The sequence below is a fragment of the Streptomyces longisporus genome (genome assembly GCF_039532765.1).
In the GTDB taxonomy this organism is placed as follows: domain Bacteria; phylum Actinomycetota; class Actinomycetes; order Streptomycetales; family Streptomycetaceae; genus Streptomyces; species Streptomyces longisporus.
The window spans coordinates 204563-225415 of record NZ_BAAASG010000011.1; the positions used below are offsets into that span (position 1 = coordinate 204563).

Genomic DNA, 20853 nt, shown 5'->3' on the forward strand with positions numbered 1-20853 from the left:
TATGTCGACCTGCGACGCCAGGGTGCTGCCACCTGTCGCCGTCCGGTGTGAGGCGGGCCGCGGCGCGCCTCGACCTCCGAGACGTGTCGGCCCCGTTCCCGAGGACGGTCTCCCATGCCCTCTGCCACGGCATCCACCCTTGCGTCCCCTGCGTCCCCTTCTAGCCGTCGCCGTACCAGCGCGAGCGTCGTGCTGCGGTCCGTGCTGGAGCACGGTCCGGTGGCCCGCAGCACCATCGCCCGGCTGACCGGTCTGTCGCCGGCGTCGGTGACGGACTACTGCGCCCGGTTCGCCGAACTGGGCCTGATCCGCGAGTCGGCCGTGCCCCGGCGTTCGAACGGCGTGGGCCGCCCGCATGTCCCCGTCGACCTGGACGACTCCCGGTTCGTGGTCGGCGGGGTGCATGTGGCGGTGCCGTACACCACGGTCGCGCTGCTCGATCTGCGCGGCCGCGTGGTGGCGCGGCGCGAGTTGAAGCACGAGCGCACCGATCCCGGGTGGGTGCTGTCCCGGGCCGCCGAGGGGCTCGGGGCGCTGCTTGCCGGAAACCCCCGGTGCAGAGCTCTCGGTGTCGGCGTGGCCGTCGGCGGCTGGGTGGACCGGGAGTCCGGGACCGTCGTCGAGCACGCGCTGCTCGGCTGGCGGGAGGTCGCGGTGCGGGAGGTGCTCGGCGAGCGCACCGGGCTGCCGGTCCATGTGGACGGCCACGCACGGGCGCTGGTCAACGCGGAGCGGCTGTTCGGGCGGGCGCGGGGCAGCGGGAGCATGCTGCATCTGTTCGTCGGCAACGTCGTCGACGCGGCGTTCGCCACCCATGACGAGGTGCACCACGGGCCTCGCTCCCAGGCGGGCGTCATCGCGCATCTGCCGGTGCCGGGCGGCACGGAGCCCTGCGCCTGCGGGCGGACCGGCTGCCTGCAGGCCGAGTTGAGTGAGCGGACGCTGTGCCGGCGGGCGCGGGAGGCGGGCGTGACGGACGGTGTGAACCCCATGCATGTGGTCGCGGCGGCCGCCGCGGACGATCCCGAGGCGGTACGGCTGCTGGTGCAGCGGGCGGGTGCGATCGGGAGGGCGGCGCGGCTGCTGCTCGATGTGCTCAATCCGGAGACGGTGGTCGTGACGGAGGTCGGGATCATTCACCGGGAGGACTGCCTGAACGCGTTGCGCGAAGGGGTCGGCGGCGAGCGTGCGGCGGCCGTGGTGCCGACGAGTTTCCCGGATTCGGTGCTCGCGGTGGCAGGCGGTTCGGTGGCCCTCGATGTGCTCTACCGGGATCCGCTGGCCGCTTGACCTGAGGCTATTTAATTCAGAATCGCCGAATATTGACAGGGATCGGCGCCGACCAGGAACATCGTACTCATGAGCCCGATCGTGAGCTGTCGCACCCTTTGTTGCTGACACGTTGCCGCGTGTGAAGCGCTCATTTCCTGCTGTGTGAATTCCTTTTCCTCCGGCCGTCTGCCGCCGGAATTCCGCATGCCTTTCTTTCCTTCCCGACTCACGGAGTCCTGCCATGCCCTCTTCTCCCGTGCCCGGTCTCGACCGACGGCTCTTTCTCACCTCAGTGCTCGGTGCCGCAGCCGGTGTCGCCGGTCTGACCGGCTGCGCGGGCGGCAGTGCATCCGCCGACAGCAAGGGCGTCTCGACCGCGCCACTCGCCGACAAGGTTCCGGCCGGTACGAGCCTGAAGATCGCCTCGTATCAGAACACCGAGCAACTCCAGTTCAAACTGGCCAAGTTGGGCGACCTGCCGTTCAAGGTGTCGAACTGGCTGAACATCGGTGCAGGGCCGGATGTGATCAACGCTTTCCGTGCCAAATCCCTGGACGTCGCCAACAATGCGGGAATCCCGCCGATCCAGGCGCACTACCAGGGCTTCGAAGCGAAGATCGTCGCGATCAACATCACCCGCAAGCCCAATTACCTCTTCGCCACCAAGCCCGGCAGCGACATCCGGTCGGTCGCCGACTTCAAGGGCAAGAAGCTCGCCTTCTCGCAGGGCCAGGCCCAGGGTGTCGTACTTCTGCGGGCGTTGAAGAAGGCGGGCCTCAAGTACGACGAGGTCGACCTCGTCCCGCTGACCAGCAACCAGTTCCTGACCGCCCTGCAGTCCGGCCAGGTGGACATCGCCCCGCTCCCCAACCAGCAGGCGCCCGCCTATCTCGGGCAGTACGAGTCCAAGGGCGCCCACGCCATCACCACGGACGTCGTCGACCTCCTGAATCTGCTGTGGGCGCCGACCTCCGTGCTGGGCGACCCCGCGAAGGCCGCCGCGGTCGCCGCGTACATCCCGTACTGGGCCAAGGGCCAGGTCTGGACGTACGAGAACCCCGACGCCTGGAACGAGGAGTTCTACGTCAAGACGCAGAACCTGACCCTCGCGCAGGCCCGGGGCATCAGCAAGCTGGCCAACAAGCCGCTCTTCCCGCCCAGTTGGACAGAGGCGATCAAGTGGGAGCAGGAGACCGCCGATCTGCTGGCTGAGGGCGGCTTCGTGAAGAAGTTCGACGTCTCCTCGCTCTTCGACCACCGCTTCGAGTCCATCGCCGCCAAGGCCGTGCCGGCGCAGTACCGGAGGTGACCGCCGTGACCACCACCACGCCCACCGCGCTCCTGGCGCAGGCTCAGGAGCACCAGAGCCAACCCGTACGCCGCCGCCGCGGCCTGTCCCCCGGCAGGAAGTTGCCGGCCTCCCGGCTGGTCGGCCCCGCCCTCTTCCTCGCCCTGTGGGCCGCCGCCTCGGCCGCAGGGCAGCTCGACCCGGCCGCGATCCCCGCGCCCTGGACGGTGCTGCGGACCGCGGGCCGGCTGTGGAGTGCCGGGACGCTGCCCACGGACATCCTGACCTCCCTCGAACGGGCGGCGTACGGCTTCACGATCGGTCTCGCGGCCGGGGTCGTGCTGGCGCTGGCCGCAGGCCTCAGCCGGGTCGGGGAGGCGCTGATCGACGGCACGGTGAACCTCAACCGGGCGATCCCGACCCTCGGTCTGATCCCGCTGTTCATCCTCTGGCTGGGCATCGGCGAGGCATTCAAGATCGCGATCATCGCGATCGTCGTCTACGTCCCCATCTATCTGAACACGCACTCCGCGCTGTCCGGCATCGACAACCGCTTCGTCGAACTCGCCGAGGTGCAGGGGCTGTCCCGCTTCCGGTTCATCCGCCAGATCGTCATCCCCGGCGCCCTGCCCGGATTCTTCGTGGGACTCCGGCTCGGGGTGACCGGCTCCTGGCTGGGTCTGGTGGTCCTGGAGCAGATCAACGCCACCAGCGGACTCGGCTACATGATGTTCCAGGCCCAGAACTACGGCCAGTCCGACGTCATCCTCGTCGGCCTGCTCGTCTACGGGATCTTCGGCCTGGTCTCCGACAGCGCGGTCCGTCTCATCGAACGGAGGGTGCTGTCATGGCGCCGCACACTGAGCAGCTGACCCGGCCGGCGGTCCAACTCCGAGGGCTTACCCGGTCGTTCGAGGGGCGGACCGTCCTCGACGGCATCGACCTCGACATCCCGGCGGGACAGTTCACGGCCCTGCTCGGGCACAGCGGCTCCGGCAAGAGCACGCTGCTGCGGGCGATCGCGGGCCTGGACCACAAGGTCGCCGGCAGCGGCCAGCTCACGGCCCCGGAGCAGGTGTCCGTGGTCTTCCAGGACTCCCGGCTGCTGCCCTGGCGCCGGGTCCTGGACAACGTACTCCTCGGCCTGGACGGCAGGGACGCCGACCGGAAGGGCCGCGAGGCACTCGCCGAGGTGGGCCTGAAGGGCCGCGAGCGGGCCTGGCCGAGCGAGCTGTCCGGCGGCGAGGCACAGCGGGCGGCGCTGGCGCGGTCGCTGGTCCGGGAGCCCGAACTACTGCTGGCCGACGAGCCGTTCGGGGCCTTGGACGCGTTGACGCGCATCAAGATGCACGCGTTGCTGCGTTCGCTGTGGCAGGTGCATCGTCCGTCCGTCCTTCTTGTGACGCACGACGTCGACGAAGCGATCGCGCTTGCCGATCGGGTGCTTGTGCTCGACTCCGGGCGGATCTCGGTCGATCTGGCCATCGACCGGGATGCGGCGGCGCGCGGCGAGTACCGGGAGCGGTTGCTTGCGGCGCTGGGGGTTACCGACGGCGTCGCCTGACCGCTCCTGGGGGCTGCCGCCCCCAGACCCCCGCTTCGGCCCCGAAAGGGCCTCGTCCTCAAACGCCGGACGGGCTGAAATGCCGCACCGGCGCTCGCAAGTCCCCCCTGCTGTCCGTCGCAAAGGACACCTCATGCCCCGCCAGCTCCATCTCAACGCCTTCCTCATGAGCACCGGCCATCACGAAGCCTCGTGGCGGCTGCCCGAGAGCGATCCGTATGCGCACGTCGAACTGGACCACTATGTGCGGCTCGCCCGGATCGCCGAACGCGGTACCTTCGACTCCCTCTTTCTCGCCGACGGGCCGCAGCTGTGGGGCAATCTCGCCCAGCGTCCCGCGGGCGCCCTGGAACCGCTCACCCTGCTGACCGCACTGGCGACGGCCACCGAGCACATCGGGCTGATCGCCACCGCCTCCACCTCGTACAACTCCCCCTACAACCTGGCCCGCAAGTTCGCCTCCCTGGACATCATCAGCGGCGGCCGGGCGGGCTGGAACATCGTCACCACGGCGGGTGCCGAGGCCGCGCGCAACTTCGGTCTGGAGCACGAGCCCGCCCACGCCGACCGGTACGCCCGCGCCGCCGAGTTCCTCGACGTGGCGCTGAAGCTCTGGGACAGCTGGGAGGACGACGCCATCGTCGGCGACAAGGCGGCCGGCGTCTGGGGCGACGACGCGAAGATCCATCCGCCCCGGCACAAGGGGACGTATTTCAGCGTCGAGGGCGCGCTCAACGTGCCCCGTTCGCCGCAGGGTTACCCGCTGCTGGTGCAGGCAGGGTCCAGCGAGGACGGCAAGGCGTTCGCGGCGCGCTACGCGGAAGCCGTGTTCACCGCCCAGCAGACCCTGGCCGACGCGCAGGCCTTCTACGCCGATCTCAAGTCCCGTACGGCGGCGTCCGGCCGGGATCCCGGGCTCATCAAGGTGCTGCCCGGGATCGTGCCGGTCATCGGGTCCACGGAGGCCGAGGCACGGGCGAACGAGCAGGTCCTGGAGGACCACATCGTGTACACGCACGGCGTGGACCGCCTGGCACGCCTTCTCCAACTCCCCGAAGGAACACTGGAGTTGGACGCGCAGCTGCCGTCCGATCTGCCGCCCGAGGACGCCATCGAGGGCGCCAAGAGCCGCTACACGCTCATCGTCGAACTCGCCCGGCGCGAGCGCCTCACCGTCCGCCAGCTGGTGGGCCGGCTCGGCGGCGGACGCGGCCACCTCACCTTCGCGGGCACGCCCGAGCAGGTCGCCGACGCGATCGGGACATGGTTCACGCAGGGCGCCGCCGACGGCTTCAACATCATGCCCGCCGTGCTGCCCTCCGGTCTCGACACCTTCGTCGAGCAGGTCGTCCCGATCCTGCGTGCCCGTGGTCTCCTCCGCACCGAATACGGACCCCGCCGGACCCTCCGGGAGCGCTACGGCCTCCCCCGCCCCGCCAACCAGTACTCCACCCAGGAACCCGCCCTCGTCTGAAAGGACCGGCCAACCGTGTCAGGCATCGAAATCCAGAAGGTCACCGCCCACATCGGCGCCCGTGTCTCCGGCATCGACATCTCCAAGCCGCTCGACGAGGAGGCGACCGCCGCGATCCGCGAGGCCCTCAACGTCCACAAGGCGCTCGTCTTCGACGACGTGAACCTCGACGACGCGGGCCAGCAGGCCTTCGTCGGCCACCTCGGCGACATCACCACCGCCCACCCGACGGTCTCCTCCGTGGACGGCGTCCCGAACGTGCTGCCCGTCGACAGCGAGCGCGGCCGGGCCGCCAACCACTGGCACACGGACGTCACGTTCGTCCTGAACCCGCCGCAGGCCAGCACCCTGCGCTCGATCACCATCCCGCCGTACGGCGGCGAGACCCTGATCGCCAACTCGGCGGCCGCCTACCGCCAGCTCCCCGACTCGCTCCGCCAGTTGGCGGACACGCTGTGGGCGGAGCACACCAACGACTACGACTACGCCGTACCGGAGGAGGAGCTCGACGAGCAGCAGGCCGCCCAGCGCGCCCAGTTCACCTCGATCAAGTACCGCACGGTCCACCCGGTGGTCCGTGTGCACCCGCTGACCGGTGAGCGCGGGCTGTTCATCGGCGGGTTCGCACAGCGCATCGTGGGCCTGTCGCCGGGCGAGTCCCGCAAGATCCTCGATCTGCTGCAGGCGTACGTCACCCGGCCGGAGAACATCCTGCGCCACCGCTGGTCGGAGAACCAGCTGGTCCTCTTCGACAACCGCATCACCCAGCACTACGCCGTCGACAACTACGACGGCCTGCCGCGCCGCCTGCACCGGGTGACCGTGGCCGGTGACATCCCGGTCGGCATCGAGGGCAAGGAGAGCTACTCGATCGAGGGGGACGCCTCGCACTACACCTCCGTAGCGGCCTAGTCACAGCACGTACCGGGCCTGTCCGGATAATGGGCGGTCTCTCCTCCTGAGCGGAGAGGCCGCCCAGACTGTGGGCGTTTTTGCCCATCTCATGGACTGGACGAGCCGCGCCCATGCCCAGCAGCACCACCGAGGTCGAGACTCCGCCGCAGGCGGACGCCGACGCCACCCTGTCCCACGGCCTGAAGCAGCGCCACCTGTCGATGATCGCCCTCGGCGGGGTCATCGGCGCCGGCCTGTTCGTCGGTTCCGGCGCGGGTATCGCCGCCGCCGGACCCTCCATCGTCGTCGCCTACACCCTGTCCGGCCTCCTCGTGATGCTGGTGATGCGGATGCTCGGCGAGATGTCGGCCGCGTATCCGTCGTCGGGTTCGTTCTCGGCGCACGCGGAACGGGCGATCGGGCCCTGGGCGGGCTTCACCGCGGGCTGGTCCTTCTGGGTGCTGCTCTGCACGGCGGTCGGCCTGGAGGGCATCGGCGCCGCGAAGATCGTGACGGGCTGGCTGCCGCACACGCCCGAGTGGGGCTGGGTGGCCCTGTTCATGGTCGTGTTCTGTGTCGCGAACCTGGCCGCGGTGAAGAACTTCGGCGAGTTCGAGTTCTGGTTCGCGGCCCTGAAGGTCGGCGCGATCAGCCTGTTCCTGGTGCTGGGGGTCCTCGCCATCGCGGGCGTCCTGCCCGGCACGGTCGCGCCGGGCACGTCGAACCTCACCGAGTTCCTGCCCAACGGCAGCGAGGGCCTGATCGTCGGGGTGCTCGCCTCGATCTTCGCGTACGGCGGCCTGGAGACCGTCACCATCGCGGCGGCCGAGTCGCAGGACCCGGTGCGGGGCGTGGCGAGCGCCGTCCGTACGGCGATGTGGCGCATCGCGCTGTTCTACATCGGCTCGATGGCGGTCATCGTGACGCTCGTTCCCTGGGACTCCAAGGAGGTCGTCGACAAGGGCCCGTACGTCGCCGCCCTCGACCACCTGGGCATCCCGGGCGCCGGACAGCTCATGAACGTGGTCGTCCTGGTCGCCCTGCTGTCGGCCATGAACGCCAACATCTACGGCTCCTCGCGGATCGCCTACTCGCTCGTCGAGCGCGGCCAGGGCCCGAAGGTGCTGGGCCGGGTGTCGGGCGGCGTCCCGAGGATCGCCGTCCTCGCCTCTTGCGTCTTCGGGTTCGTCTGCGTCGTCCTCAGCTACTGGCGCCCGGACGACGTCTTCCCCTGGCTGCTGAACATGATCGGGGCGGTGATCCTGGTCGTCTGGATCTTCATCGCGGTCAGCCAGCTGCGGCTGCGGGCCCGGCTGAACCGGGAGGCGCCCGAGAAGCTGGTGGTCCGGATGTGGGCGTTCCCGTGGCTGACCTGGGTGGCGCTGGCCGGCATGGCGGCGATCTTCGTCCTGATGGCCCGGGAGCCCGGCACCCGGGTCCAGCTCTACTCCACCGGCGGGATGACGGCCGTCCTGGCGGCGGTGGGGTACGCCTGGCAGCGGGCGAGGCGCTGACGACGGCCGCCCCGCGAAGAAGCCCCCGTGTACGCGCGGGGGCTTTTTGTTGCTAGCGTGTAGTTGCAAGTTACTTGCAATAAGAGTTCCGGAGGGGACCCCCATGCCCGTCTACACGCTTCCTGACCTGCCGTACGACTACTCCGCGCTCGCGCCCGTGATCAGCCCCGAGATCATCGAGCTGCACCACGACAAGCACCACGCCGCGTATGTGAAGGGCGCCAACGACACGCTGGAGCAGCTCGCCGAGGCGCGGGACAAGGAGTCGTGGGCTGCGGTCAACGGTCTGGAGAAGAACCTGGCGTTCCATCTGTCCGGGCACATCCTGCACTCGATCTACTGGCAGAACATGACCGGTGACGGCGGCGGTGAGCCGCTGGCGGCCGACGGGGTGGGCGAGCTCGCGGACGCGATCGCCGAGTCCTTCGGGTCGTTCGCCGGCTTCCGGGCGCAGCTGTCGAAGGCCGCCGCCACCACGCAGGGCTCGGGCTGGGGCGTCCTCGCGTACGAGCCGCTGAGCGGTCGGCTGGTCGTCGAGCAGGTCTACGACCACCAGGGCAATGTCGGGCAGGGCTCGGTGCCGATCCTCGTCTTCGACGCCTGGGAGCACGCCTTCTACCTCCAGTACCGGAACCAGAAGGTGGACTTCGTCGAGGCGATGTGGCGGGTCGTCAACTGGCAGGACGTGGCACGCCGTTACGAGGCCGCGAAGTCCCGTGCGGACGTACTCCTGCTGGCGCCCTGACCCCGTGAAGCGTCCTGCCTCGTGATCGTCTTCTCACCGTTCATGCGGGCAGGCGGAAGGACGGAAGCCCTCGCGAGGACGTGACTCGCGGGGGCTTTCCGGTGGGCCGTTCTACACCGCCGCCGTCTCGCACGGGACATTCAGCGAGATCAGCCCGACCGAGCCACCGCTCATACGGAGTTCGCTGACCGCCGCGTTGCGCAGTTGCGGGAAGACGCGGCGGTAGTCGCCCAGCGGGATGGACAGCAGGTCGCACAGGACCAGCCGGAGCAGGGTGTTGTGGGCGACGACCAGGACGCGTTCACCGTCGTGGGCGGCGGCGATGCGATGCAGGGCGGCGGCGCCCCGGTGCGCCGCGCCCGCTGGGTCCTCGGCGCCGGGGAAGGGGTGGGCCACGGGGTCGGTGCGGAAGGCCTCCGCCGCCTTCGGATCCTCGGCCGCGAACTCGGCGAGCGTACGGCCCTCCACCACCCCGAAGTGGCATTCCCGCAGGTCGGCTTCGCGGCGCGGGGTGAGGCCGAGGGCACGGCAGGCGGGTTCGGCGGTGGCGATCGCACGCGAGACGGTGGACGTCCAGATCGCGTCGACGGGATGGGCGGCGGCCCAGCGCCCGAGGGCCTCGGCCTGGGCGCGGCCGGTCTCGGTCAGGGCGACGTCGCTCACGCCCGCGTAACGGTTCTCCGCGTGCCACACGGTCTGGCCGTGACGGGCCAGCAGGAGGGTCGTGGTCATGAGCCCGCAGTATTCCGGTTGAGGCGCTGGTGTGCGTGTGCCGCCACCGGTGGGGGCAGCCAGCCACGGGTCGCCAGTTCGTCGACCAGGCGGGCGTACGGCTCGGCGAACAGGGCCGTGCGGTCGGGGCGGGGGTCGAGGACGGTGTGGAGGCGGACCATGCGGTCGGCGACGTCCGTCAGGGGGCCCGCGCCCGTTCCGTGGGCGGCCAGGGCGGCCATGCCGAGGGCCGGTTCGGTCTGTTCCGGTACGCGGGCGGGGCGGCCGAGGATGTCGGCGCGGAGCTGGTTCCAGTACGGGCTGCGGGCGCCGCCGCCGGTGAAGGTGAGCGGGCCGTCCATCGGGGCGCCCAGGTGGTGCAGGTAGTCCAGGCAGAGCCGTTCGGTGAAGGCGACGCCCTGGAGCAGTGCGGCCCACAGGTCGGCCTCCCCCTCGGGTTCGCCCAGGACCAGGGCGGAGGCGTGCGGCGCCAGGAACGGGAACCGCTCGCCGGGCGACACGAGCGGGTACGCCACCGCACCCGAGGGTTCGTAAGCGGCCGCCCGTTCGTCCATGACCCCCGGGTCCGCGCCCGCGAAGGCGGCGGTCAGCACCCCCGCCCCCACGCTCGACGCTCCGCCGGGCAGCCAACTCCCGTCCGGTGCACGGTGGTTGTAGACCACGCCCGTCGCATCGCGGACGGGGGCGGAAGAGGCCCCCTTGAGGACGAGCGTCGTACCGAGCACCGAGTTCCAGGAACCCGGCCGCAGCGCCCCGGACGCGATCTGCGCCGCGCAGCCGTCGGTCATCCCGGCGATCACCGGGGTGCCGGCGGGGATGCCGGTGGCCTCCGCGGCGTCCTGGCAGACCTCGCCGAGCGGGGTGCCGGGCCGTACGACCTCGGGCAGTTCGGGCGCGCCGGGGATGTCCGGCCAGGCGTCGCCCTCCACGTCGTAGGCCGTCTTGAGGGCGTGGCTGGAGTCGGTGGGGACCGGACGGCCGACGAGCCGGGCCGCCACGAGGTCGGGCTGGTGGGTGATGCGCCCCGGCCCATGGGTGCGCAGGAGCCACAGTGCCTTCGGCAGCCCCCAGGTGTTCTGCACCGTGAGTCCCGCCCCCCGCAGCCGCTCCGCCTCCGCCCAGGCCCGCCCGTCGTCGTACATCAGCGCAGGGCTCACCGGCCGCCCCGCGGCATCCGTCAGCAGCACGGTCCCGGACGTCCCGCACACCGCGAGCCCGCCGATACGGGAGGGCCGTTCCCGGAGGGCGAGGCGGGCCGCCGTGCACACCGCCGTCCACCACTCCCCCGGATCCTGCTCGTGCCGCACCCCGTCACGCACCCCCGCGAGGGGGGCCGAACCGGCGCCGAGGACCGTGCCGTCGGCGGCGACGAGCAGTACACGGACGCTCTGCGTGCCCAGGTCGATCCCCAGCCACGCCTCGCCCTCGTATCCCATCCGTACCTCCCACGGATCGCGACCCGGGATGTGAACTTCTCACTGTGCACTGAGATTTTCGCCTGCGCGAGGGATTGACGGCCCTCTTCCGCCGTTACACCCTCTGTTGGCGGAGGTCACGGATGGACAGGCACGGGCCGACACGGCCGGGCTGCGGTCCGACGATCCGGTACGGCCGACGGTCCGGCCTGAGAACCTGCTGCTGTTCGAGGCGACGGGCCCCAGGGCCAAGGACGACTGATCGGGACACGATGAGCAGCAACAGCAGCGGCAGCGCACACCTGCAGGGGCCCGCGGCCCGGCAGGCCGCCATGGCCGAACAGGTCCTGGCCGACGGTTCGGCGACCGCGGCCGAGCTCGCCGAGCGGTTCGGGGTGAGCCTGATGACCATCCACCGGGACCTCGACGAGCTCGAACGGCAGGGCCTCGTCAGGAAGTTCAGGGGCGGGGTGACCGCCCAGCCGTCGGGTGTGTTCGAGTCGAACGTGCAGTACCGCCTGAAGGCCATGCGGGCGGAGAAGGCCGCCGTCGCCGAGCAGGCGCTGAGGTCCATAGAGCCCGGCATGGCGATCATGCTGGACGACTCCACCTCCACCCTGGAGATGGCCCGCAGGCTGCGCCTCGGCGAGATCACCCCGCTGACCGTCGTCACCAACTTCCTGGAGGCGATCAACCTCCTCGCCGACCAGCGGGGCATCCATCTGATGGCCCTCGGCGGCGACTACGACCCGCTGCACTCGTCGTTCCTCGGGGTGTCCTGCGTGGAGGCGGTGCAGTCGCTCCGGGTGGACGTGTGCTTCGCGTCCACGTCCGCCGTGCACGGTGGTTACGCGTACCACCAGGAGCAGCACATCGTGTCGGTGAAGCGGGCGATGCTGGACTCGGCCGCCCGCAACGTCCTGCTGATCGACCACACCAAGCTCGCCCGGACCGCCCTGCACCGGGTCGTCCCGCTCTCCCGCTTCGACCTGCTTTTCGTCGACGACGGGGCGTCGGCGGAGGCTCTGCGGGACCTGGACGAGCACAAGGTCACCTATCAGGTCTGCGCGACGAGGGGCGGCGATGACCGAGCCGGAGCCACGTGATCTGCGCAGGACCTACCGGTCCCGTCCTGGTCACGTACGACCAGGAGGAGGCCCTCTGCCACCCTCGCCCTCGTCGTCCTCACCGACCCCGAGGTGCGCCTCATCCACCAGGAGGGGTCCGTGTCACCCGCTGATCCCGACCGCACCCATGTCTTCGACGCCGAGACAGGAGACTCCCTGCGATGAGTGAACCCGTCCGTGTCGTCGCCGCCGGCGACCACTTCATCCTGCCGTCACTCATCACGGCGGCGCTGTGCCAGGAACTCGCCTGTGAAGTACGTGAGTTGACCCTCGGCTGGCCACTGGACCCCTTCGGCCCGGTGGCCGAGGTGTCGGAGGCCAGCGACGCCGAGGACGAGCTGATCGACGCGCTCGCGGGGGCCCAGGTGCTGGTCACCCAGATGGGACCGGTGACGGAGCGCGTCCTGGACGCCTGCCCGGACCTGCGGCTGGTGGTCGTGTGCCGGGGCGGCCCGGTCAACGTCAACCTGGATGCGGCCAAGCGGCACGACGTCCGCGTCTGCTTCGCCCCGGGGCGCAACGCCGCCGCCACCGCCGAGTTCACCGTAGGCCTAATGCTGGCGGCCCTGCGGCGCATCCCGCAGGCCCACAACCTCCTTGCCGGGGAAGGCAGTTGGCAGGGGGCGACGTACTACACGTACGAACACAGCGGACTGGAGCTGGAGGACCTGCCGGTCGGGCTCGTCGGTTACGGGGCTGTGGGCAGCCGGGTCGCTCGGGCACTGTGTGCGTTCGGGGCGCAGGTGATGGTCTACGACCCGTATGTGCGGGGTGAGATCCATGGGCTGCGGGTGTTCTCGCTGGACGAACTTCTGCGGCGGTCCCGGGTGATCACTCTGCATGCGCGGCTCACCGACGAGACTCGGGGTCTGATCGGTGCGGGTGAACTGGCCTTGCTGCCAAAGGGGGCGGTGGTCGTGAACGTGGCCCGGGGTCCGCTGTTGGACGAGGACGCGTTGTGTGACGCGCTGGAGAGTGGGCGGCTGTCGGCTGCCGCCCTCGACACATATGCGACGGAGCCCGTGCCGCAGGGGTCGCGGTTGTTCGGGCTGCGGGAGCGGGTGGTGATGACGCCGCATCTGGGCGGGGCTTCGCGGGCGGTGGCTTCGAAGGCTGCTGGGATCGCTGCCGCTGAGGTGGGGCGGTGGGCGAGGGGTGAGCCCCTCGCGCACGCCTTGACGTGAGTGCCTCGAAAGGCCGTCGTTTGTCTGCCGCGGCGTTGTGGTTGATCGCGCCCCGCGGCGGAGCCGCTTATCGACACAGCCCCGCGCCCCTTCGGGGCGCTACCGGACCGTAAGGGAGAGCCGCTGTGTACGTCGGGATCGACGTCGGTACGTCCATGGTGAAGGCCGCCGCGTTCGACGGTGCGGGGCGTGAACTTGCCGTTGAAGCGCGGCCGGTGGGGCTGGCGCTGCACGGTGGGGTCGTCGAGCAGGACATGGAGGAGGTGTATGGGGCCGTCGTCGCCGTGCTTCAGGAGCTGACCGCGAAGGTGCCGGAGCCGATCGAGTTGGCGGGCCTCACCGGTCAGGGCGATGGCGTCTGGCTGGTCGACAAGGACGGGCGGCCGGTTCGGGCCGCTGCCTCCTGGATGGACGGGCGGGCGCATGAGTTGCTCGATCAGTGGCTCGCGGACGGGACCTTCGAGACGGTGTTCCGGCGGACGGGAAGTGCCATGTTCCCCGGGTGTCCGGGGCCGCTGCTGGCCTGGCTCGACCGGTACGAGCCGAAGTCCCTCGACGCGGCGGCCACTGCCCTGTACTGCAAGGACATGGTGTTCCGGCGGCTGACGGGGGCGCCGGTGACGACGGATGTGTCGGACGCGTCGATGCCGTTCCTCGATCCACGCACACGGACGTACGACAACCGGGTGGTGGAGCTGCTGGGGCTGACCCACCGCCGTGGGCTGCTCGCTCCCGTCGGGGATCCGATCGCGACGGCCGAGGCGCGCGGCGAGGGCCTGCCGGCCGGCACGCGGCTGGCCAACGGCCCGTACGACCTCCCGTCGTGTGCGCTCGGTGCGGGTGTCACGGCCCCCGGGGACGGTCTGCTCATCGTCGGCACCTGTCTGGCCAGTCTGGTCGCCACGACCGATCTCGACCTGACCGGCGAGCCGGCCGGCCTGTACATCTCCACCGACCGTCCCGGTCACTGGCTGCGCGCCATGCCCGCGATGGTCGGCACGGCCGCCCTGGACTGGGTGCTGTCGACGACAGGCGTGCACCACGAGGAGGTCGACGGTCTGCTCGCCGGGACCCCGCCGGGCGCGAACGGCGTCCGCGTCCTGCCGTACTTCGCCCCGTCCGGCGAGCGCGCGCCCTTCGTCGAGCCGCGTCTGCGTGCCGAACTCACCGGTGTGTCGCTGGAGTCGACGAAGGGTGACCTGATCCGCGCCACCTGCGAGGGCATCGGGTACGCCGCCCGCCACTGTCTGGAGGCGGCAGGCCTGACGGGCTCGCTGGCCGTCTGCGGCGGAGGGACGCGCAGCCCCGCCTGGATGCGGCTGCTCGCCGATGTGCTGGGGCGGCCGTTGCGGGTCGTCGAGGGTGAAGTGGGCGCGCGCGGCGCGGTGTTGGCGGCGGCCGAGCGGTACGGCGTCGCACTGGACGCGACGGCGTGGACCGAGCCGACGGCGGTCGTGGAGCCGGACGCGGCCCGGGCGGCGTACTACGCGAAGGCGTACGAGGACCATCTCGACCGGCTCGCGCAGGCGCGGGGAAGGGCGCGGGCCTGAACGACGCACCACCGGGACCCGAGGATTCCGGGGGCGCGTTCGCCGCGTACGCGCTGTACTACCGGTATGGCGAGGAGGCGCTGATGTTCTTCAAGGACAAGCACTGCCCGACCTGCGGGGGCAGCGGCACCCAGGTGTTCAGGCCGCTCAACGAGAAGGAAAGGCCGACCGTCGCGCCGGAGCACCGCCGGCTGACCGACCTGTGGCGCTGTACCGCCCCGGGCTGCCGGTGGTACCAGCGCTGGAGCAAGCAGAGCGAGGGAGGCCGGCTCCCGGAGGAGCTCAAGAATCCGGAAGCCGACCCTGTCTGATCCCTACAGGTTGCTGAAGTCCGGGCCCTTCGTCCGCGTCCGCTTGATCTCGTAGAAGCCCGGGACCGAGGCGACCGCGAGCGTGCCGTCCCAGAGGCGGGCGGCTTCCTCGCCCTTGGGGGCCGGGGTGACGACCGGGCCGAAGAAGGCGATCTGCTCGCCGTCGGGGCCGGGGACCGCGATGACGGGGGTGCCGACGTCCTGACCGACCTTGTCGATGCCCTCCTTGTGGGAGGCGCGCAGCTCGGCGTCGAACTCGAAGTCCTTCTGGTCGAAGTACTCGATCAGGTCGGCGGGCAGGCCGACGTCCGCCAGGGCGCCTTCGACGGCCTCGCGCGTCGGGCCCTGGCCCTCGTTGTGGATACGGGTGCCGAGCGCGGTGTACAGCGGGCCGAGGATGTCGGAGCCGTGCTTCTGCCAGGCCGCGGTGACCACCCGGACCGGCTGCCAGGCCTTGGTCTCCAGCAGCTCGCGGTACTCCTCGGGCAGCTCGTCGATCTTGGGCTCGTTGAGCACCGCGAGGCTCATGATGTGCCAGCGGACCTCGATGTTCCGGACCTTCTCCACCTCCAGCACCCACCGGGAGGTCATCCAGGCCCAGGGGCACAGCGGGTCGAACCAGAAGTCGACGGGCGTCTTCGCGGCGGAGCTGCTCGCGGTCTCGGACATGGCTCTCCTAGGAAAAGCGTGCGTTTCAACCCGCAACAACAGCCCTCCCCGTCCCCATTCCCGAGTGCCCGGTGCCCGTGCCCCATGGCAGGATCAGCCCTGTCCACATACCGAACACCAGCCGAGGGAGCGCTGCCCGTGCCCGGTGAGAACCTGACCCGCGACGAGGCCCGGGAGCGGGCCGCCCTGCTGTCCGTCGACGGGTACGACGTGTCCCTCGACCTGCGTACGGCGGTGGGGGAAAAAGCCGGGGACGGTCCGCGCACCTTCCGGTCCGTCACGACGATCCGCTTCCGCAGCAACGAGCCCGGCGCCGCCACCTTCGCCGACCTGATCGCGCCGAGTGTGACCTCCGTCTCACTCAACGGGAGGGACCTCGACCCCGGTCAGGTCTTCGACGGCTCCCGGATCCTCCTGGAGGACCTCGCCGCCGAGAACGAGCTGGTCGTCGACGCGCAGTGCGCCTACTCCCGCACCGGCGAGGGCCTGCACCGCTTCGTCGACCCGGAGGACGGCGAGGTGTATCTGTACACCCAGTACGAGCCGGCCGACTCCCGCCGGGTCTTCGCGGGCTTCGAGCAGCCGGACCTCAAGGCCCCCTTCCGCTTCGAGGTGCGGGCACCGGAGGGGTGGACGGTCTGGAGCAACGGGGCCGGCGAGCGGGCGGACGGGGTGTGGAGGTTCGCGGAGACCAAGCCGATCTCGACGTACATCACGTGCGTGGTGGCGGGCCCGTACCACTACGTCACGGACTCCTACGAGCGGACCTTCGAGGACGGTACGCGCCTGGAGATCCCCCTCGGCGCCCTGTGCCGCAAGGGGCTGGCGCCCTACTTCGACTCGGACGACGTCTTCCTCGTCACCAAGCAGGGCCTGGACTTCTTCCACGACCACTTCGACTACCCGTACCCCTTCGGGAAGTACGACCAGGCGCTCGTCCCCGAGTACAACCTGGGCGCGATGGAGAACCCGGGTCTTGTCACCTTCCGCGAGGAGTTCATCTTCCGGGGCAAGGTCACCCGGGCCTCGTACGAGAGCCGGGCCAACGTCATCCTGCACGAGATGGCGCACATGTGGTTCGGCGACCTGGTCACCATGGTGTGGTGGGACGACCTGTGGCTGAAGGAGTCCTTCGCGGACTTCATGGGCACCTTCGCGAACGTCGGCGCGACCCGCTTCACCGACGCCTGGATCACCTTCGCCAACCGCCGCAAGGCCTGGGCGTACCGCGCCGACCAGCTGCCCTCCACCCACCCGATCACCGCCGACATCCGCGACCTGCAGGACGCGAAGCTCAACTTCGACGGCATCACGTACGCCAAGGGCGCGTCGGTCCTCAAGCAGTTGGTGGCGTACGTCGGGCAGGACGCGTTCCTGGAGGGCGCGCGCCGCTACTTCAAGCGGAACGCGTACGGCAACACACGCCTCGGCGATCTGCTGTCGGTGCTGGAGGAGACCAGCGGCCGGGACATGGCGAGCTGGGCGCGGAAGTGGCTGCAGACGGCCGGGGTCAACTCCCTCACCCCGCAGGTGCTGTTGGACGCCGAGGGGCGGGTGGACGAGCTGGCCGTGCTGCAGGAGGCGGCCGAGTCGCACCCCGAGCTGCGGCCGCACCGGGTGGCGGTGGGCCTGTACCGGCGCACCGGCGAGGGCGCCCTGGAGCGTTACGCCCGGGTCGAGGTGGACGTCGACGGTCCGCGTACGGTCGTGGCGGAGCCGGTGGGCGCGGAGGCTCCCGAGCTGGTGCTCGTCAACGACGACGACCTCACGTACTGCAAGATCCGCTTCGACGACACCTCGCTGGCCACCCTGCGCGAGCACCTCGGGGCGATCACCGACCCGCTGGCCCGCGCCCTGTGCTGGTCGGCCCTGTGGAACCTGACCCGGGACGCGCTGCTGCCCGCCGCCGACTTCGTGGACCTGGTGACGCGGTTCGCGCACCGCGAGTCCGACATCGGCGTGCTGCAGATGCTGCATGCCTGGGCGCACTCGGCGCTGGTCAACTATGCGCCGCCGGCCTGGCGGCCGACCGGCGAGCGGCTGCTGGCCGAGGTCGCCCTGCGGGATCTGCGGGCGGCCGAGCCGGGCAGCGAGCAGCAGCTGGCCTGGGCCCGCTTCCTCGCCACGGTGGCGGCGGGGCCGGACGAACTGGCGCTGCTGCGCGGCCTGTTGGACGGTACGGAGAAGGTCGACGGGCTGGAGGTGGACCAGGAGCTGCGCTGGGCGTTCCTGGAGCCGCTGGCCGCGCACGGGGCCGCGGACGAGACGGTGCTGGCGGCCGAGCTGGCCCGTGACGACACGGCGTCCGGCAAGCGGCACCAGGTCCGCTGTCTGGCCGCCCGGCCCTCCGAAGCGGTGAAGGCGCAGGCCTGGGCGCAGGTGGTGGAGTCGGACGCACTGTCCAACGCGCTGGTGGAAGCGACGATCGCGGGCTTCGCGCAGCCTTCGCAGCGGGAGCTGATCGCGCCGTACGCCTCGAAGTACTTCGCGGCGATCGAGCGGGTGTGGCGGGAGCGGTCGATCCAGATCGGCATGGACGTGGTCCGGGGGCTCTTCCCGTCCTGTCCGACGGAGCAGGGCGCGCAGGCGACGCTGGACGCGGCGGACGCGTGGCTCGCGGCCCACGAGGACGCGGCGCCGGCGCTGCGCAGGCTGGTCCTTGAGGCGCGCGACGATCTGGCGCGGGCGCTGCGGGCCCAGGCCGCGGGCGCCTAGGCCGCGAGCTTTGGCCAACGGTTGATCCGCCCGTGACCGTTACGGAATCCGGTCAATAACACCCGTAACCCCTGGTCCGACCCGAACGGACCAGGGGTTTTGCCTGCCCTATCGGCATCCGAACAAGCGTCCTTTAGTGCCACCTTGTCCGTTTTTGTCGACGAGCGTGTAACAGCGGTTAGAGGGGGGTTCGAGCGCGGGAAACCCCCCGGCATGAACCACAACACCCCTCTCCCCCCGGCCTCCCCCCGCCCCCTGCGCCACCTCGCCGAGGTGCACCGCCGTGTGCTGACGACGGCTCAGCTCCGGGCGCATGGCGTCTCGTCCGCGGAGATGACCGAGCAGTGCCGCACCGGCGGCCCCTGGCAGCAGCTCCTCCCGGGCGTCTTCCTGCTCCACCCGGGCCCGCCGACCAGCGAGGAGCGGCTGCACGCGGTCCTGATGTACGCGACGCGCGAGTCGGCCCCCGGAGTGCCGACGCAGCCGGGCGCGGAGAGCCCGCACCGGCCGGTCTACGCGGAGGCGATGATCACGGGCCTGGCGGCCCTGACGCTGCACGGCTTCACGTCCGCGCCGCCGCTGCTGTCGCTGGAGAAGATCGACGTCCTGGTGCCCCGGCTGCGCCGGCTGCGCTCGGCGGGCTGCGCGCGGGTCGTCCGCACGCACACGCTGCCGACTCCCCAACAGGTGACGGGAGTTCCGGTCGCGCCGGTGCCGCGCGCGCTGGCCGATGCGGTGTCGGAACTCGCGGACGCGGGCGCGGTACGCCGGCTGCTGACCGAGGCGGTGCGCGCCGGGCACTGCGAACCGGCCTCGGTGGTACGGGCGCTGAACCAGGCCAAGCTGCTCAGCCGCCCGCACGTGGTGGACGCGGTGGACTCCCTGCTGGCCGAGGGCCGCGCCATCGCGGAGGACCGGCTGTACCGGATGGTCCACGACTACGGCCTGCCCGACCCCGTCTGGAACGTGGACCTCCGTCTGCCGGGCGGCCCCCATCTCGGCGGCCTCGACGCGTACTGGCCGGAGCAGGCGGTGGCCGTGGAGCTGGACACCCGGGCGCCGCGGCAAGGCCTTCGGCAGGACGACGACGCCCTGTGGTCCGAGTACGCCCGAAAGCGGGAGCACTTGGAGCGCCTGGGCATCACGGTCGTCCACATCACCCCCAAGAAGCTCCGCGACTCGATGGAGCAGCAGGCGGCGGTCGTCCGCACGGCCCTGATGGCCTCCGGCGACCGGGAGCCCGCCGCGTATGTCGTGGTGCTGCCGCGGTAGTGACGGACCGGGGCGGGACCAGGAGGGGAGAGGAGGGGCCGCCGGGTGCCGGTGGCCCCTCCTCGTGTGTGGTCAGGAGGCCAGCGGCTGCGGCTGCTCGGGGGCGAGGTCGTACGGGGCGTCGAGGGTGCCCTCGTCCAGGTAGGGGAAGCAGCTCAGGGCGTCGCGGGCCGCGAGGTGCGCGGCCTCGATGACCCCCTCCTTGGTGCCGGGTGCCACCACCAGCGACACGGGGACGGGGTCGACCGGCGGGAAGCACTCCGCCGGGGCCTTGCGCAGCCCCCACAGCTCGTCGGCGTTGGCCGGCAGGCAGGTGTTGCCGAGCCCGGCGCGGATCGCGGCCCGTACACCGGGCAGGTCCGGGCCCTCGTAGACGCTCCGCCAGGGGAGCCGGCCGAGGGTGACGGAGTTGAGGACATGGACCCGGAGGTTGCAGGGCTCGGCGCACAGCACCAGCGGGAGCGGGGCACCCCCGTCCGCGTCCGCCAAGTGGCGGCCGAACCAGGCGAGTTGTATGCGGCCCAGGAACCGGTCCCGGCTGCCGCGGGGCGGGGCGGAGATCAGGGCGAGGTCCAGTTCGCCGTCCGCGACCCGGGCGGTGAGCGGTGCGCTCAGGCCCGTGCGCAGGGCTATTCGGGCCTCGGGCAGTAATCGGGTCAGCCCCGACAGCAGCTCGGGCATGGCGGGCTCGAACTGCTGGGAGACACCGACCGAGAGCACCACTTCGCGGCGCGGCACGGCGCTGACCCGGGCGACCGCCTCGTCGTTGAGGGCGACCATCCGGCGGGCGTATCCGGCGAGTTCCTCGGCCTGCGGACTGAGCCTGAGCCGGCGCCCGGTACTGGTGAAGACGGGGCCGTCGAGAAGGGATTCGAGGCGTCGTATGTGCTGGCTCACGGCGGGTTGCGTGAGGGAAAGCCGTTCGGCCGCACGCCGGAAACCTCCCGTTTCCAGAATGGTAACGAGGGTACGCAGCTGACCTACATCAAGGTTTCGGAACATGACCAGGCGCCCTACCCAGGCATGTCGCACAGATTCACTCCTTGACTGTTTGTTAACGAATCTTTTCCAGTTACACGGAGTTGCCGATAAGCTTCAATTATTGAAGCAATAAACAACTCTCGTTG

At 70.7% G+C, this 20853-nt stretch carries 19 protein-coding genes; 15 read left to right on the forward strand and 4 right to left on the reverse strand.

All coding sequences use genetic code 11. From position 1 onward, the window contains the following. Positions 1-114 precede the first annotated feature (114 nt). The 8 genes from ABD355_RS23365 (at position 115) to ABD355_RS23400 (ending at position 8751) form a co-directional block, all read left to right on the forward strand. The gene (locus ABD355_RS23365; RefSeq protein WP_344402511.1) at positions 115-1290 is read left to right on the forward strand and encodes an ROK family protein; all 1176 of its coding nucleotides are present in this window, start codon (positions 115-117) and stop codon (positions 1288-1290) included. Between the two features lie 223 nt (positions 1291-1513). Then, entirely contained in the window at positions 1514-2581 is a 1068-nt protein-coding gene (locus ABD355_RS23370; protein ID WP_344402512.1) for an ABC transporter substrate-binding protein, read from the forward strand. Further along, positions 2578-3432, forward strand: coding sequence for an ABC transporter permease (locus tag ABD355_RS23375; protein WP_425585780.1), 855 nt, complete (start codon positions 2578-2580; stop codon positions 3430-3432). The genes ABD355_RS23370 and ABD355_RS23375 overlap by 4 nt, the downstream gene beginning before the upstream one ends. Beyond that, positions 3408-4124, forward strand: a complete 717-nt coding sequence (locus tag ABD355_RS23380) for an ABC transporter ATP-binding protein (RefSeq protein WP_344402514.1) — start codon at positions 3408-3410, stop codon at positions 4122-4124. The genes ABD355_RS23375 and ABD355_RS23380 overlap by 25 nt, the downstream gene beginning before the upstream one ends. A 133-nt stretch (positions 4125-4257) precedes the next feature. Beyond that, entirely contained in the window at positions 4258-5598 is a 1341-nt protein-coding gene (locus ABD355_RS23385; protein WP_344402515.1) for an LLM class flavin-dependent oxidoreductase, read from the forward strand. 15 nt (positions 5599-5613) lie between these two features. Further along, on the forward strand, positions 5614-6510 hold the full coding sequence (locus tag ABD355_RS23390) for a TauD/TfdA dioxygenase family protein (protein ID WP_344402516.1): 897 nt from the start codon (positions 5614-5616) through the stop codon (positions 6508-6510). 113 nt (positions 6511-6623) lie between these two features. Further along, on the forward strand, positions 6624-8006 hold the full coding sequence (locus ABD355_RS23395) for an amino acid permease (RefSeq protein WP_344402517.1): 1383 nt from the start codon (positions 6624-6626) through the stop codon (positions 8004-8006). A 103-nt stretch (positions 8007-8109) separates the two neighbouring features. Further along, positions 8110-8751: a superoxide dismutase gene (locus ABD355_RS23400; protein WP_344402518.1), complete on the forward strand. Its 642-nt coding sequence runs from the start codon at positions 8110-8112 to the stop codon at positions 8749-8751. Positions 8752-8862: 111 nt separating this feature from the next. On the opposite strand, the gene ABD355_RS23405 is transcribed toward ABD355_RS23400, so the two are convergent. Continuing rightward, entirely contained in the window at positions 8863-9483 is a 621-nt protein-coding gene (locus tag ABD355_RS23405; RefSeq protein WP_344402520.1) for a histidine phosphatase family protein, read from the reverse strand. Continuing rightward, complete coding sequence (locus tag ABD355_RS23410) at positions 9480-10919, reverse strand: FGGY-family carbohydrate kinase (RefSeq protein WP_344402522.1); 1440 nt, start codon at positions 10917-10919, stop codon at positions 9480-9482. The genes ABD355_RS23405 and ABD355_RS23410 overlap by 4 nt, the downstream gene beginning before the upstream one ends. A gap of 106 nt (positions 10920-11025) precedes the next feature. Here ABD355_RS23410 and ABD355_RS23415 point away from each other — a divergent pair, with 106 nt between their 5' ends. From ABD355_RS23415 to ABD355_RS23435, 5 genes are all read left to right on the forward strand, one after another. After that, the gene (locus tag ABD355_RS23415) at positions 11026-11160 is read left to right on the forward strand and encodes a hypothetical protein (RefSeq protein ID WP_344402523.1); all 135 of its coding nucleotides are present in this window, start codon (positions 11026-11028) and stop codon (positions 11158-11160) included. Positions 11161-11170: 10 nt separating this feature from the next. Then, positions 11171-12004, forward strand: coding sequence for a DeoR/GlpR family DNA-binding transcription regulator (locus ABD355_RS23420; protein ID WP_344402524.1), 834 nt, complete (start codon positions 11171-11173; stop codon positions 12002-12004). Between the two features lie 182 nt (positions 12005-12186). Continuing rightward, on the forward strand, positions 12187-13209 hold the full coding sequence (locus ABD355_RS23425; protein WP_344402525.1) for a 2-hydroxyacid dehydrogenase: 1023 nt from the start codon (positions 12187-12189) through the stop codon (positions 13207-13209). 125 nt (positions 13210-13334) lie between these two features. Continuing rightward, positions 13335-14759: an FGGY family carbohydrate kinase gene (locus tag ABD355_RS23430; protein WP_344402526.1), complete on the forward strand. Its 1425-nt coding sequence runs from the start codon at positions 13335-13337 to the stop codon at positions 14757-14759. A gap of 83 nt (positions 14760-14842) precedes the next feature. Beyond that, positions 14843-15070, forward strand: a complete 228-nt coding sequence (locus ABD355_RS23435; protein ID WP_344402527.1) for a hypothetical protein — start codon at positions 14843-14845, stop codon at positions 15068-15070. Positions 15071-15073: 3 nt separating this feature from the next. Here ABD355_RS23435 and ABD355_RS23440 read toward each other — a convergent pair whose 3' ends face one another. Next, the gene (locus ABD355_RS23440) at positions 15074-15739 is read right to left on the reverse strand and encodes a mycothiol-dependent nitroreductase Rv2466c family protein (RefSeq protein ID WP_344402528.1); all 666 of its coding nucleotides are present in this window, start codon (positions 15737-15739) and stop codon (positions 15074-15076) included. Positions 15740-15877: 138 nt separating this feature from the next. Here ABD355_RS23440 and pepN point away from each other — a divergent pair, with 138 nt between their 5' ends. After that, positions 15878-18454 (forward strand): aminopeptidase N, encoded by a 2577-nt coding sequence (gene pepN / locus ABD355_RS23445; protein ID WP_344402529.1) that lies wholly within the window; start codon positions 15878-15880, stop codon positions 18452-18454. A 213-nt stretch (positions 18455-18667) separates the two neighbouring features. Continuing rightward, the gene (locus ABD355_RS23450) at positions 18668-19726 is read left to right on the forward strand and encodes a hypothetical protein (RefSeq protein ID WP_344402530.1); all 1059 of its coding nucleotides are present in this window, start codon (positions 18668-18670) and stop codon (positions 19724-19726) included. Between the two features lie 72 nt (positions 19727-19798). Here ABD355_RS23450 and ABD355_RS23455 read toward each other — a convergent pair whose 3' ends face one another. Beyond that, positions 19799-20728, reverse strand: a complete 930-nt coding sequence (locus ABD355_RS23455; protein ID WP_344402531.1) for a LysR family transcriptional regulator — start codon at positions 20726-20728, stop codon at positions 19799-19801. Between the last annotated feature and the right edge of the window lie 125 nt (positions 20729-20853).

Coding starts and splice junctions, on each gene's coding strand:
- ABD355_RS23365 (WP_344402511.1), top strand. CDS start 115: ATGCCCTCTGCCACGGCATCCACCCTTGCGTCCCCTGCGTCCCCTTCT.
- ABD355_RS23370 (WP_344402512.1), top strand. CDS start 1,514: ATGCCCTCTTCTCCCGTGCCCGGTCTCGACCGACGGCTCTTTCTCACC.
- ABD355_RS23380 (WP_344402514.1), top strand. CDS start 3,408: ATGGCGCCGCACACTGAGCAGCTGACCCGGCCGGCGGTCCAACTCCGA.
- ABD355_RS23385 (WP_344402515.1), top strand. CDS start 4,258: ATGCCCCGCCAGCTCCATCTCAACGCCTTCCTCATGAGCACCGGCCAT.
- ABD355_RS23395 (WP_344402517.1), top strand. CDS start 6,624: ATGCCCAGCAGCACCACCGAGGTCGAGACTCCGCCGCAGGCGGACGCC.
- ABD355_RS23400 (WP_344402518.1), top strand. CDS start 8,110: ATGCCCGTCTACACGCTTCCTGACCTGCCGTACGACTACTCCGCGCTC.
- ABD355_RS23405 (WP_344402520.1), bottom strand. CDS start 9,483: ATGACCACGACCCTCCTGCTGGCCCGTCACGGCCAGACCGTGTGGCAC.
- ABD355_RS23410 (WP_344402522.1), bottom strand. CDS start 10,919: ATGGGATACGAGGGCGAGGCGTGGCTGGGGATCGACCTGGGCACGCAG.
- ABD355_RS23420 (WP_344402524.1), top strand. CDS start 11,171: ATGAGCAGCAACAGCAGCGGCAGCGCACACCTGCAGGGGCCCGCGGCC.
- ABD355_RS23425 (WP_344402525.1), top strand. CDS start 12,187: ATGAGTGAACCCGTCCGTGTCGTCGCCGCCGGCGACCACTTCATCCTG.
- ABD355_RS23435 (WP_344402527.1), top strand. CDS start 14,843: ATGTTCTTCAAGGACAAGCACTGCCCGACCTGCGGGGGCAGCGGCACC.
- ABD355_RS23440 (WP_344402528.1), bottom strand. CDS start 15,739: ATGTCCGAGACCGCGAGCAGCTCCGCCGCGAAGACGCCCGTCGACTTC.
- ABD355_RS23450 (WP_344402530.1), top strand. CDS start 18,668: ATGAACCACAACACCCCTCTCCCCCCGGCCTCCCCCCGCCCCCTGCGC.
- ABD355_RS23455 (WP_344402531.1), bottom strand. CDS start 20,728: ATGTTCCGAAACCTTGATGTAGGTCAGCTGCGTACCCTCGTTACCATT.